The organism is Nocardia sp. NBC_01730 (assembly GCF_035920445.1).
Classification (GTDB): domain Bacteria; phylum Actinomycetota; class Actinomycetes; order Mycobacteriales; family Mycobacteriaceae; genus Nocardia.
On record NZ_CP109162.1, the window covers coordinates 7,510,749 to 7,523,749 of the forward strand.

Annotated in this window: 12 protein-coding genes; 11 read left to right on the top strand and 1 reads right to left on the bottom strand. The window is 66.8% G+C overall.

Annotated elements, in window-relative coordinates; all coding sequences use genetic code 11:
* Positions 1-8: 8 nt before the first annotated feature.
* Complete coding sequence (gene ilvD / locus OHB12_RS31185; protein ID WP_327113330.1) at positions 9-1,715, bottom strand: dihydroxy-acid dehydratase; 1,707 nt, start codon at positions 1,713-1,715, stop codon at positions 9-11.
* A 379-nt stretch (positions 1,716-2,094) separates the two neighbouring features.
* On the opposite strand from ilvD, the gene OHB12_RS31190 reads away from it, so the two are divergent.
* The 11 genes from OHB12_RS31190 to OHB12_RS31240 all read left to right on the top strand — a co-directional run bounded on the left by OHB12_RS31190 (position 2,095) and on the right by OHB12_RS31240 (position 12,964).
* Positions 2,095-3,177 (top strand): hypothetical protein, encoded by a 1,083-nt coding sequence (locus tag OHB12_RS31190; RefSeq protein WP_327113332.1) that lies wholly within the window; start codon positions 2,095-2,097, stop codon positions 3,175-3,177.
* A complete protein-coding gene (locus tag OHB12_RS31195; RefSeq protein WP_327113334.1) occupies positions 3,174-4,346 on the top strand; it encodes an N-acetyltransferase in 1,173 nt (390 codons plus the stop codon). Before OHB12_RS31190 ends, OHB12_RS31195 begins: the two co-directional genes overlap by 4 nt.
* Entirely contained in the window at positions 4,343-5,338 is a 996-nt protein-coding gene (locus OHB12_RS31200; protein WP_327113336.1) for an NAD-dependent epimerase/dehydratase family protein, read from the top strand. The genes OHB12_RS31195 and OHB12_RS31200 overlap by 4 nt, the downstream gene beginning before the upstream one ends.
* A gap of 44 nt (positions 5,339-5,382) precedes the next feature.
* Positions 5,383-6,396 (top strand): fatty acid desaturase family protein, encoded by a 1,014-nt coding sequence (locus OHB12_RS31205; protein ID WP_327121645.1) that lies wholly within the window; start codon positions 5,383-5,385, stop codon positions 6,394-6,396.
* Positions 6,393-7,757 (top strand): diaminobutyrate--2-oxoglutarate transaminase family protein, encoded by a 1,365-nt coding sequence (locus tag OHB12_RS31210; protein WP_327113338.1) that lies wholly within the window; start codon positions 6,393-6,395, stop codon positions 7,755-7,757. The genes OHB12_RS31205 and OHB12_RS31210 overlap by 4 nt, the downstream gene beginning before the upstream one ends.
* Positions 7,754-9,271, top strand: coding sequence for a pyridoxal phosphate-dependent decarboxylase family protein (locus OHB12_RS31215; RefSeq protein WP_327113340.1), 1,518 nt, complete (start codon positions 7,754-7,756; stop codon positions 9,269-9,271). Before OHB12_RS31210 ends, OHB12_RS31215 begins: the two co-directional genes overlap by 4 nt.
* Positions 9,264-9,923 carry a hypothetical protein gene (locus OHB12_RS31220; RefSeq protein ID WP_327113342.1) on the top strand — a complete coding sequence of 220 codons (660 nt, stop codon included), beginning with the start codon at positions 9,264-9,266 and terminating at the stop codon, positions 9,921-9,923. The genes OHB12_RS31215 and OHB12_RS31220 overlap by 8 nt, the downstream gene beginning before the upstream one ends.
* Positions 9,920-10,444 (top strand): hypothetical protein, encoded by a 525-nt coding sequence (locus OHB12_RS31225; protein WP_327113344.1) that lies wholly within the window; start codon positions 9,920-9,922, stop codon positions 10,442-10,444. Before OHB12_RS31220 ends, OHB12_RS31225 begins: the two co-directional genes overlap by 4 nt.
* On the top strand, positions 10,441-11,193 hold the full coding sequence (locus OHB12_RS31230) for a hypothetical protein (protein WP_327113346.1): 753 nt from the start codon (positions 10,441-10,443) through the stop codon (positions 11,191-11,193). Before OHB12_RS31225 ends, OHB12_RS31230 begins: the two co-directional genes overlap by 4 nt.
* Positions 11,190-12,152 (top strand): ABC transporter ATP-binding protein, encoded by a 963-nt coding sequence (locus OHB12_RS31235; RefSeq protein ID WP_327113348.1) that lies wholly within the window; start codon positions 11,190-11,192, stop codon positions 12,150-12,152. The genes OHB12_RS31230 and OHB12_RS31235 overlap by 4 nt, the downstream gene beginning before the upstream one ends.
* Before the next feature lie 65 nt (positions 12,153-12,217).
* Positions 12,218-12,964 carry an ABC transporter permease gene (locus OHB12_RS31240; protein ID WP_327121647.1) on the top strand — a complete coding sequence of 249 codons (747 nt, stop codon included), beginning with the start codon at positions 12,218-12,220 and terminating at the stop codon, positions 12,962-12,964.
* Positions 12,965-13,001 lie beyond the last annotated feature (37 nt).

Consider the following 13,001-nt stretch of genomic DNA (forward strand, 5'->3'; position numbering starts at 1 on the left):
GCTCGGTCTCAGTCGCAGACGGCGCCGTGCGACGCCGAGCCCACCAGCTTCGAATACTTGGCGAGCACCCCGCGGGTGTAGCGGGTCGGCAACGGTTCCCAGCCGTTTCGGCGGTGCGCGAGTTCCCCAGCGTCGACCAGCAGGTCGAGGGTGCCCGCGCCGACATCGAGCCGGATCTGGTCGCCGTCGCGCACGAACGCGATCGGACCACCATCGACCGCCTCCGGCGCGACGTGCCCGACGCACAATCCCGTGGTGCCACCGGAGAACCGGCCGTCGGTGAGCAGCAGCACGTCCTTGCCTAATCCGGCACCCTTGATGGCCGCGGTGATCGCGAGCATCTCGCGCATCCCCGGACCGCCCTTCGGTCCCTCGTATCGGATGACCACCACGTCCCCCGCCGAGATGGTGCCGTCCTCGAGAGCGTCCATCGCCGACCGCTCGCGGTCGAAAACCCGTGCCGTGCCGACGAACACGTCGGAGTCGAAACCTGCCGACTTGACGACGGCGCCGCCGGGCGCGAGCGACCCGGCGAGAATGGTGATGCCGCCGGTCGGGTGGATCGGCGAAGCCATGGCCCGAATCACCTTGCCGTCGGGATCCGGAGGGGCGATGTCGGCCAGGTTCTCCGCCACCGTCCGGCCTGTCACGGTCAGACAGTCGCCGTGCAAGAGCCCGGCATCGAGGAGCGCCTTCATCATCACCGGCACGCCGCCGATCCGATCCACGTCTGTCATCACGTGTCGGCCGAAGGGTTTGACATCGGCGAGGTGCGGCACTCGGCGACCGACACGGGCGAAGTCGTTCAGCGTCAGTTCGACATTCGCCTCGTGCGCGATCGCCAGCAGGTGCAGAACAGCGTTGGTGGAGCCGCCGAATGCCATCACGACCGCGATGGCATTCTCGAAGGCCTCCATGGTGAGAATGTCCGACGTCGTGATCCCGCGCCGGATCAACTCCACCACGGCCTCGCCGCTTCGCCTGGCGTAGCCGTCGCGGCGGCGGTCGGTCGCGGGGGGCGCCGAACTGCCTGGCAGCGACATGCCGATAGCCTCGGCCGCGCTGGCCATGGTGTTGGCGGTGTACATCCCGCCGCAGGCGCCTTCGCCGGGACAGATGGCCCGTTCGATGGCGTCCACGTCCTCGCGGCTCATCAGCCCGCGTGAGCAGGCGCCGACCGCCTCGAACGCGTCGATGATGGTCACCTCGCGCTCGCTGCCATCGGACAGCTTCGCGATCCCGGGCAGGATGGAACCGGCGTACAGGAACACGCTCGCCAGGTTCAGCCGGGCCGCCGCCATCAGCATCCCGGGCAGCGATTTGTCGCAGCCCGCGAGTAGCACCGAGCCGTCGAGACGCTCCGCCTGCATCACCGTCTCGACACTGTCGGCGATCACCTCACGCGAGACCAGGGAGAAGTGCATCCCTTCATGGCCCATGGAGATGCCGTCAGAGACCGAGATGGTGCCGAACTGCATGGGATAGCCGCCGCCCGCGAACACGCCGTCTTTGCAGGCCCTGGCGAGCCGGTCGAGTGAGAGGTTGCACGGGGTGATCTCATTCCAGGAGGAGGCCACCCCGATCTGAGCCTTGTCCCAATCCTCGTCCCCCATGCCGACCGCCCGCAGCATCCCGCGGGCGGCGGTCTTCTCCAAGCCGTCGGTGACGTCACGGCTTCGGGGCTTGATGTCGGGGGCGTTCGGATCATTGGCCACGGTTGCCTATCATCCCCGCTCGGACCGGGATGCGGGCGTCGAACACACCCACCGGGTGACCTGATCGGGACTGCTCCTTGGGGCAGCGCCGGTGCTTCTCAGGAAACTATCAGCACGTTGTTGAAAACGGTGATCAGTATCGTCTATGCTTCTGTGCGGTAGTCCGCTGCCGGGTTCCTGTGATTACGGGCGTGAGATTCCGCCTGGAGCAGGGGGTTTCATCTCGCTGCGCAGATGCGCGGCGCGGGTCGCGTCATCGCGGGCGGACCACCCGCGCACAGTGGCGTGCGCTGATCGAGGCATTTGCCGTGCGCGCAGCGCGTGTTGGGGACGGGCGCTCGGAGCGCGGGTTCATACGGTTTCTGTTTGGGAGGAACACATGTCGTCCGTCGTCGATGAACCGAGGATGCGTGCGGAGCGGCCCGCGCAGCCGGGGTGGTTCGTGAGCCCGCGCGTCGATGTCTTCCTCGTGCTGGGTCTGGGTGCGCTGCTGTCGGTCGTCCTGTCGCTGACCACCGCGCACAAGGGTGCGTTCCTGGTCGCCGCGGTCGGGTTCGCGGTGCTGTCGGACTATCCGCATGTCATGGCGACATCGGCGCGGGTGTGGCTGGATCCGCGGGAGCGTGAGCGCTACGGACGGCATTACCTGATCAGCTGGTTTGTCGTTGCCGCTCTGGTCGGTTCGCTGATGTTCACCGGTTGGACAGTGGTTGTGGTGGCCGTGTGGGCGTACTGGCAGGTGTTCCATGTGCTCAAACAGCACTTCGGCATCATCAACATCTACGCGTCGAAGAACGGATACCGGTCGGGCCGCAAGCTGGTGAAGTACGCGTTGTTCGCGGGATCCCTCGCTCCCGTGGTGTATCGGGCGAGTGAGGGTCTGCAGTTCTCCGAGTATGTGGTGCTCGGTCATCGCCTGCCGTTCTCCGATCTGCGGGTGCCGACGCCGCCTATCCCGTTGCCCCTCGTCCTCGCAGGGTTCGGCGTGGCCGCGGTGCTGATCGGGTTGTTCGTGCGTGAGCAGGTACTGCTGCACCGTTCGGGCGGGCGGGCGCTGCCTGCGATGTCATGGGCGACGTTCGGCCTGGCGGTAGCGTCGTACAACCTCTCGTACCTGCTGGTTTCGGACTTGTTCGCGCTCATCCTGATCGCGACGACCACGCACAGCCTGCAGTATCACCTGATCAACTGGACTCGGAACAACACGCGTTTCCAGTTGTCCGCGGATCCGAAGGAGCGGAAGCTGCTGCTGGCCAGGTTGTCCAGCCGCCGTGCGCTGCCGCTCTATGTGCTGGGTTTCGCGGTGGTGGGCATTGTCACCGGCCAGCTGGATACGATTCTGCTCGGCGTCATTCCGCTGACCTTCGTCTTCCATCACTTCTACATGGATGGTGCGTTGTGGAAGAGCAAGGGCAATCCTGAGCTGGCGTACGATCTCGGGATCGTGCAGCCCAAGCAATGACCATCGACAACGTCGAGATTGTTCGGAACCGGATTTCGGATGTGGTGGTCCGCGTCGCCGATACCCGGCGCGGCAGGCGTGATTTCGTGGGTCTGCCCTGGCGGATCCACGACGCTGATCCGGTGTGGCGGCCACCGCTGCGCCGTGGCGTGGCCGACGGGATGCGTGCCGCGTCGAATCCGTTCCACGCCGAGGCCGATATCACGCATTTTGTCGCCTATCGGGGCGGGAATGAGCCGGTGGGCCGGGTGGCGGTGACGATCGATCGCGAATATGTGCACCGCTACGGCGATTACGGCTTCTTCGGCTTCTTCGAAAGCGTCGACGACGTCGAGGTTGCCGACGCGCTCCTGACGACCGCGCAGCACTGGGCGGGTGCGCGGGGTGCGTCCGTGCTGACCGGGCCATACAGTTACTCGCCTCGGCACGAAATGGGTTTGCTGGTTGATGGTTTCGATCAACCGCCGACAGTGATGCAACCGCACAATCCGCCCTACTATGCCGCGTTGCTGGAAGAGTGCGGATTCCGTCGGCGGTTCGACACCACGACCTACCGCTGGTCGCGCGAGACGGACACCGAGCGTGCGGAAAGGCTCGTCGCGCGTGCCAGGAAGGTGCTGGCGTCGGGGCGCATTCGGGTCCGGACTCCGGATATGCGGCGCTACGACGAGGAACTCGAGCTGCTGCGGCGGATCTACAACGATTCCTTTCACGATCATCCCGAGCACGTGCCGATCAGTGCGCCGGTGTTCGGCCGGATCGCCGCCGATTTGAAGCCGGTACTGGATCCGGAGCTGATCCGCATCGTGGAGATCGATGGAACGGCATGCGGGTTCTCGATGCTGGTCCCGGATCTCAACGGGGTGGTGCCGCGGTCGGGCCGGCTCACCCTGCCGTTGCTGGCGCGGCTGCTGTGCAAGAGGGATCACAGGATTCGCGGTGTCGACACCGCGGTTGTCGTGATGATCGGGGTTGCGCGAGAGCAGATGGGCTTGGGAGCCGGCCGGGTCGTCGCCGGTGAGATCGCGAACGCCGTGCTGTCGGGGCGTTACCGCCAGGTCACCACGACCTGGATCCATGAGCACAACCACTGGTCGAAAGCGCTGGTGGCACAGATGAAATCACCGCCATCGCGTCGGTATCGCGTGTACGAGAAGGCGATCGAATGAACGAAGTGACACTGGTGACGGGGGCGACCGGATGCCTGGGCGCCGCCCTCACGCGAGCTCTCCTCGACGACGGCGAGACGGTCGCCGCGCTCGTCGAACCCGGCGGCGCGGTCATATCGGTGCCGCGGCTCGAGATCCGCTACGGCGACGTCACCGATCCCGGCAGCCTCGCCGCGGCGATGAAGGGCGTCGGCCGGGTCTATCACCTGGCCGGGGTGGTGGTTCCGCTGGACAGCATGGCCGACCGGATGTGGCAGGTGAACACGCTCGGTTCCTACAACGTGGCCCGCGCCGCCGTCGGCGCGGGCGTACAGCGGCTGGTCCATGTGTCGTCCATCGCCGCCATCGGGTACCCGCCCGACGGTGTAGTCGCCGACGAAATGTTCGATGTGCGGGATTCGGTGACCGACAACGCCTATGCGACCACCAAGCGGTCGGCCGAGCGACTGGTGCTCGATCTCGCTGCCGCCGACGGTCTCGATACGGTCGTCGTCAATCCCTCGGCTGTGTTCGCACCGGGTGGCGATCCGCGCTGGGCGTGGTCCCGGATGGCGGGCGCCGCTCGGCGTGGGCTGCTGCGGGCGATGCCGATCGGCGGCACCGCGGTCTGCGCCGTACGCGATTTCGTGGACGGCACGCGAAAGGCTATGCGGCAGGGGCAGACCGGTCGACGGTACATCCTCAATACCGCGAATCTGACCTACCGTGAGATCGGTGAGCGGCTGCTGACCGCGGTCGGGAGACCTGGCTCGGTGCGCACGCTGCCCAGTCGAGCGTTGCGACCGGTCGCGCGGTTCAACGCCGGTTTCGCCCGGCTGTCTCGCGATCCGATGCGGTCGGCACTGCTGGTGCCCGAGAACGTGGAGTTGCTGACCAGGCAGTTGTACTACGACCAGGGGCGTGCGGTATCCGAGCTGGGCATGACCCAGACACCGCTCGATGCGATGTTCCGTGATCTGATCGGTCCCGCACCGGCCGGAGGTGTGCGGTGACAACACATGTCACCGCAGGATCGGAAGCGGCACTGGGTATTTCGATGTCCGAGGCGCGCCGCATGATGGGCGACCTCAAAAGGCCGAGACACTGGGTCTACTGGGCCGATCTGCTGCTCTCGGTCGCCATCGGAGCCACGGCGTTCGTGCTGTTTCCGGCGCGGAATCCGTGGTCGCCGACCGCGGCCGTCTGCGTGGTCGTTTCGGCGTTGGCGTTCTATCGTGCGGTGCTGTTCGTGCACGAACTCGTGCACGCCGCCGAGCAGCTGCGGTCGTTCTCGCTCGTCTGGCATGTGCTGGTCGGGATTCCGCTGCTGTCGCCGAAGTTCATCTACGAGTTCCATCAGGAACACCACGCGTCGCGCACCTACGGCACCGAATCGGACGGCGAGTATGTCGATTACGCCGACCAACCTCGCTGGCGCGTACTGCTCACCCCGTTCACCGCGTTTCTCGGGCTACCGGTCTTCATCATCCGATTCGTCGTCCTCGCTCCGTTGAGCTGGCTGATCCGGCCGCTGCGTGAGTTCGTGCTGACTCGGGCCTCGGCACTGGCCATCGACGCGGAGTTCGTGCGGAAGCTGCCCGATGGTCCGGTTCCGCGCCGGTGGATTGTCCAGGAGGCTGCCTGCTTCGTCTATGGCGTATTGATCGCGGGTCTGCTGCTCACCGGGGTGATTCCCGTCGTTCGTTTCGCCGAGGCGTACGCGGTGATCACGGTGTTGTTGTTCGTGAACTGGTGGCGGGTGCTGGTGTCGCACCGTTATGAGAGCGGTAGCCGGCCGATGTCGTTCCCGGATCAGATCCTCGATTCCGTCGACCATACGTCGCACCCGCTGCTGGCCGAGCTCTGGGCGCCGGTGGGGCTGCGGTATCACGCCGTCCACCACTTCTTCCCATGGCTGCCGTATCACGCGCTGCCCGAGGCGCGCCGCCGGTTGGCGGCGGCTATCCCCGCGGGCGGCGGCTACTGGCACACCGCCGACCGATCGTGGTGGTCGACCTTACGGCGGCTACTTTCCCGGCCCCAACTGCACTTGAACGGAGGTGCGCGGTGACGAAGACGCGAGCGCCGATCACCCGCTGTCACGAGTCCCGCGCAGCCACCTATTCCCGGCGTCTGCCGATCACGCCTGTGCAGGCGCATGGTGTCCGGGTGCGCGATATCGACGGCCGGTGGTATCTCGACTGTCTCGCCGGGGCGGGCGCCATGTCGCTGGGCTGGAATCATCCGGTCGTGACCGAGGCCGTGCGGAACACGCTGGATTCCGGCGAACCGTTGCTGTCACTGGACTTTCACACGCCGACCCGGGACGCGTTCGTCGAGGACCTGCTCGCCACGCTGCCCAGAGGCCTGGCCGACGACTGCGTCGTGCACCTGTGCTCGCCCAGTGGCGCCAACGCGATCGAGGCCGCGTTGACGGTCGCCGAGATCGCGACGGGCGGTAGCGAGCATGTCGCGGTGCAGGGTGGTTTTCATGGCTGCAGCCGGGCGGCGCGGTCGGTGAGTTCCGGTGGCGGACTGCGCACCCGGCAGGTCGCACTATCGCCCGCGGTGCGATTCCTGCCGTATCCCCAGGACTATCGGTGCCCGTTCGGGGTCGGCGGCGAGGCGGGTGTGCAGCGCGCCGTCGACGCTGTCGCGGACACCTTCGACAACCCGCACAGCGGCCTGGTCGCTCCGGCCTCGGTACTGGCGGAGTTCGTGCTCGGTGAGGGTGGGGTGGTCCCTGCGCCGCGGCCGTGGGCGCGAGCACTGCGACACGCGGCCACCCGTGCCGGGGTGCCGTTGATCGCCGACGAGATCCAGGCCGGTGTCTATCGGACCGGGCGCGCCTGGGCCTTCGAACACAGCGATATCGAACCCGACATGATCGCCATGTCCAAGGGCCTCGGTTCCGGAATCCCCATCGCGGTCCTGGTCATCCGCCGGCAGTTCGATGTCTGGGATCCGGGCACCTTCACCGGAACATTCCGCGGGAACGCCATGGCGTTCGCGGCCGCCAGTGCCGTGCTGCGCTACGCGGCGACCTCCGGACTGGCCGCCCACGTCAGCGCGATGGGGGAACTGCTCGGCTCCGGACTGCGCGCGATCGAGCAGCGGTCGGACCTGATCGGAGAGGTGCGCACGGCCGGTCTGATGGCCGGGGTGGAGATCATCGATCCCGACGCGCCGACGGACCATCGCGGTGTCGCACCGCCGAGCGCCCGATCGGCCGCGCGTATCCAGCAGGAGTGCCTTCGGGCCGGGCTGATAGTCGAGACCGGCGGGCGCTACGGCAATGTGGTCCGGTTCTTGCCACCGCTGATCATCGATGCCGCCGAGATCGCCACTGTGCTGGAGATCTTCGACGACGTCGTGCACCGAGTCTCGCTCATGCGCGACTCGGACCGACTGCTGCCGACGGAGACCGCATGATCGACCCCCGCCCCACATCGCCGTTCGACACCGAATTCCTCACCGCGACAGGCGTCGACCACTACCTGGACGCCGTCTCCGCGGCCGCCGGGCACATCGCAGGCGCCTTCCGCGACTCGCCCGCGCCGGGCGTGGTGACCGGCTCCGGTGCGCTGCGGCAACGGATCCGGAGCCTGCCAGTGGCCCCACCTGATGGTGTCGGGCTGGTGGCCGTGCTCGATGAGATCGCCCAGCACGTGGTGCCGCTGTCGACGGCGGTGTCGAATCCCCGGTATGTCGCGCATCTGCACTGTCCACCGGCCATCTCGTCACTGGCCGCCGAGGTGATGCTCAGTGCTCTCAACCAGTCGATGGATTCCTTCGACCAAGGCCCCGCCGCCAGCGCCGTCGAGGAGCACATCATCGAGTGGATGTGCGGGGTGCTCGGCTACGGCGTCGGTGGCGACGGTGTGTTCACCAGCGGTGGCACCCAGTCGAATCTTCAAGGTCTGCTGCTGGCCAGGGACAACTACGCTCGCGAGCGACTCCGCTGGGACATCGGCGAGCGCGGGCTTCCCGGCAGCGCCACCACATGGCGTGTGTTGTGCACGGCGCAAACACATTTCACAGTGACGCAGGCCGCAAGCCTGCTCGGTCTCGGCGCCTGTTCGATCATCCCCGTCGATACCGACAGCGCAGGCAGACTCGATCCGCGTGCACTGACCGCGGCCATCGAGGGCTGCGAGCACGCAGGCCAGCAGGTCATCGCGGTCGTCGCGAACGCGGGCACCACCGATTTCGGTGTGATCGATCCGCTCACGCGGGTGTGCGAGATCGCCCATGACCGCGGTATCTGGGTGCACGTGGACGCGTGTGCCGCGGGCTGCCTGCTGCTCAGCGACCAGCACCGCCATCTTGTCGACGGCATCGGTGGCGCCGACTCGGTGGCGATCGATTTCCACAAGCTGCTGTTTCAGGCGATCAGCTGCGGTGCACTGTTCGTGCGGAACCGGGAGGCGCTGAATGTCATGTCCAGTCACGCCGACTACCTGAACCCGTCCGACGACGACCCGGACGAAACCCGCAATCTCGTCGGGAAATCGCTGCAGACCACGCGCCGTTTCGATGCGCTGAAGATCCTTGTCACACTGCGCGCCTTGGGTGCTACGACCGTGGCGGACATGATCGACAGCACGGTGGCGGCGGCCGCGGCGGCGCACACGACGGCAGCGACGCAGGACCGCCTCGAGGTGATCGGTGCGGGCGGAACCAACACGGTGGTATTGCGCTGGACAGATCCGAGCCTGACATCCGGTCAGCTAGACCAGGTCAACGACGCGATCCGCCACGAGATGGCCACGTCAGGACAGGCTCTGGTCGGTCGCACCCGAGTCGACGGGGAGATCGCCGTCAAGCTCACCTTCGTCAACCCGGTGTGCACGGTGGACATCGCCCGCGACCTGGTCATCGACATCGCCGAATGCGGGCAACTGCTCGCCGACCGGATGTGTGAAGAGGTGGTTGCCCGTGCCTGAACCGCGGTTGCGCATCGATCGGATCCGGTATACCGATTCCGGGTTCGCCGAGGCGAAGCGATGGGAGTACGAGGTATTCGGCCGCGAAAATGCCTATACCGCCGCTGCCGATGACGAGGCGGGGGAGATGCTGCAGTATCGGCGCTGGGAACAATCCTCGGAGTTCTATGTCGGCTTCGGCGTGGAATCCGCCGGTGACCCCGTTGCGGTGCTGCGCGCCCTGCGCTGGGATTCCCGGCTGGGTTTGGACAGCTTCAGCACGATCAGTGACACCCGAGCCTTTCCCCATCCGGCCGGAGGACATCAGGATCTGCTGTATCCCGAGTGGTCGCGACGTTTCGAGCAGATCCGACCCGATACCGTCGCCGAACTGGCCACCCAGGCGGTACGGCGTACCCACCGGCGCGCCGGTGTCATCGACCAGGTGTGGGCCCGGTTCGCCACCTGCCTTGCCGAGGAGGGCGTCCGCTATGTGACGGTGGCGCTCGTCGTCCCGTTGTTCGAGTGGTACCGGCTGCTGTTCGGCGCGGCGATCAGCCGGATCGGCCAGTTGCTGCCCGACTATGTCGGTGCCGACAGCATTCCCGCCGTGATCGACCTGCACGCCATCGATGCCAGCGTCGTCTCATCGAAAACGAAAGTGACACAATGAAATTCGCACGGAAGACCCGCCATATCGACATGGTCAGCACGGTGGACGCGCCGATCGAGCGGGTGTGGGCCGCGGTCACCTCGCCGGAGGGCATCAATGCCGAGTTGCGGCCCTATCTGAAGATGACGGTTCCGCAGCCGTTTCGCGGCAGGACCATCGCTGACATCGATCCGGGAACCAACCTGGGGCGCAGCTTCTTTCTGCTGTTCGGGCTGATCCCGATCGACTTCGACAACATCACCGTCGCCGAGATCGACGCGGGGACCCGTTTCCGTGAGCAGTCGACCATGATGTCGATGAGCGTGTGGGTGCACGAACGAACCCTGCGCCCAGTCGGCGACCGCACCGAAGTGACCGACGCCGTCTCGTTCGTGCCCCGTGCCCCGATGGGCCTGATCCCGGGCTGGGGCCGCGTTCTGCGGGCCACGCTCGCCTTCCTGTTCCGGCACCGGCACCGCCGGTTGCAGGCACATCTCGGCGGACAATCGGCCACGCAGCCGACCGCGAGCGGGCAGTCGTGACGATACGGCGTCGCCGGACCCGGGCGATGCTCGGCGCCATGGTGCCGATGGTGGTCGCGGTCTCAGCGTGTGGCGCGGTCAACGCCGACGCAGGCAAGCCCGCGACCGAACGGTTCGCGATGCTCGAACGCGGCACGGCGCCGGAGGGCACACCGATCACTGCCGCGACCGGATCCGGGGTCTTCGCGGAAGAGCTTTCCGGTTCGGTGGCCTATCTCGACGTGACCACCGACGTCGCAGGCCCGGGCGTGGTGACCATCGGCCCAGGTGCCATCCCGGGAGAAACCGTGCTCAGCCATTTCGGGCCCCAGGAGCAGTTCCCATACGAGGTGATGACGGTATCCGCAACCAGCACCGGCCGATACGTGACCGGACTTGCGGTGACAAACCCGCTCGACACGCGCATCACACTGCAATGCACCATCCTCGGCGGGCTGAGACTCGATCCCACCGCGGGCCAACAGCCCGTAACGGGCCACTGCTCCGGCGGCACAACTCTCACCGGCACCAGCACCGTGACCGGCAGCCGGGATGGGCAGTGGAACGGAAAGACGGTGCAACTGCACACGATCCGGACCGACATCGCCTTCGACGGCCCCGTGTCCGGCACCCTGCGGCAGACCGCCGACACGGTCGACGGGATCGGGATCGCGGCGCGCACGGAACTCGAGACCACACTCGAGGCCGGCGGCGTGCGCTTCCAGCAGAACATCGTCCGCACGGTCGGCCAGAATCAGGGGGCCCGATGACGGCGACTCGAACGGTACCGACTGTCGTCGGCGCCGCAGCCATCACAACCACCGGATTGACGAAAACCTATCCGGGTGCGGCGGTCGATGCCGTCGACCGGCTCGACCTGTCCATACCGCCAGGCGTCGTCTACTGCCTGCTCGGTCGCAACGGCGCGGGCAAGACCACGACCATCCGGATGCTCACCACCCTGCTATCGCCGTCGTCGGGCACCGCCGAGGTGCTCGGGATCCCATTGCACGAGGTGCGCACTCTGCGACCGCTGATCGGGGTCGCCTTACAGGAGGTGGCGCTGGATCCCTGGCTGAATGCGCGGGAGCAGCTGGACCTCGGGCTCGCCATGGCCGGCTGGCCACGAGCCGAGCGTCGCCCCCGGGTCGCGGCATTGGTGGAGCAATTCGGCCTCGGTGATTTCCAGAATCGGCGGATCGGGTCGCTGTCGGGAGGTATGCGCCGCCGGGTCGATGTGGCGCTCGCCGTCTCGCACGACCCGTTGTTGCTCTTCCTCGATGAACCGTCGAGCGGCCTGGATATCGAAGGCAAGGAAGAAGTGTGGCGGGTGATCGCACAGCTGCGCAGTGCGGGACGGACCGTGGTGCTCACCACTCATGACATGGAGGAGGCCGTCGCACTCGCGGACCAGGTCGGCATCATCAAGGCCGGGACCTTGGTCGCCTCCGGGCCCGCCGATGATCTCACCCGCGCGCACGGCGCTCGCGCCGTCGTCACGGCGGACAGCGCGATAGCACCGAACGTCACCGGCGAGCTACAGGCCGCCGGTTTCACCGTCGCCGATTCGGCCGGCGGTGCCCGAGTGCTGACGATCGAGCTGCCTGCCGCGAATGCCGCCCACCTCGGCCGGTTGACCGAGGCGCTCAGCCGAAACGACCTGGGCGCGGCGGAGGTTCGCGTCGAGACCACTTCGCTGCGAGACGCCTTCTTGGAGGCCACCCGATGAGCACGACAACCGCTACTGCTCCGGCGCGGGCCCACCGTCCGCCTGCGCCACCGGTCACGACGCTGATGCTGTTCGCCCGCTACCTCGTCGTCGGCCTGCGCCAGCCGGTGTTCGGGTTCATCTTCCCCATCGTGTTCCCGGTTGTCCTGGTGGTCTTCGTGCGGGCGATGTTCCAGCGCGTGGCCGATCTGCCCGGGTTCCCGCTGACCTCCTACACCGCATACATCGCGCCAGGCATCATCATGCTCATCCCGATGATCGGCTCCGGGTTCGGTGCGAGCACGCTGATCGAGGAGATCCAGTCCGGTTTTGTCGACAGACTTCGGCTGCAAGGTATTTCGTCCGCGCAGATCGTGCCGGCGAAGATCGGCTTCGAGGCGGCGCGCATCCTGCCTGCCGGCGGAATCGTCATCGGGCTGCTTGCGGCACTCGGCGCGCCATTGCGGGCCGGGATCGTCACGGCGGCCGCACTGTTGGTCCTGATGTGCCTGTGGTCGGCGGCCTACAGCTCGCTGTTCTACCTGGCCGCGGTGCGCACGCTGAACCCGCAGGCACCGATCGCGCTGCTGCCGCTGGCGTTGCCGGTGCTGTTCGTGAGCCAGGCCCTCATGCCCACCGACTTCCTGCCGCGGTGGCTGGAGGTGGCCATCCAGCTCAACCCGTTCTCCCACGTCGTCGCGGCCGCGGCCACGCTGATGTACGGAGATTTCGAACCGGTCCGGCTCGGAGCCGGGATCGCGGTCGCGGCAGGTGTTTTCGTCGTGCTGCAGCTCCTGCTGCGACGACTCGTGTTGCGCCGCATCGGCGCCTGAACCCGCACGGTATCCATGACCGAAAGGAAAAGACACC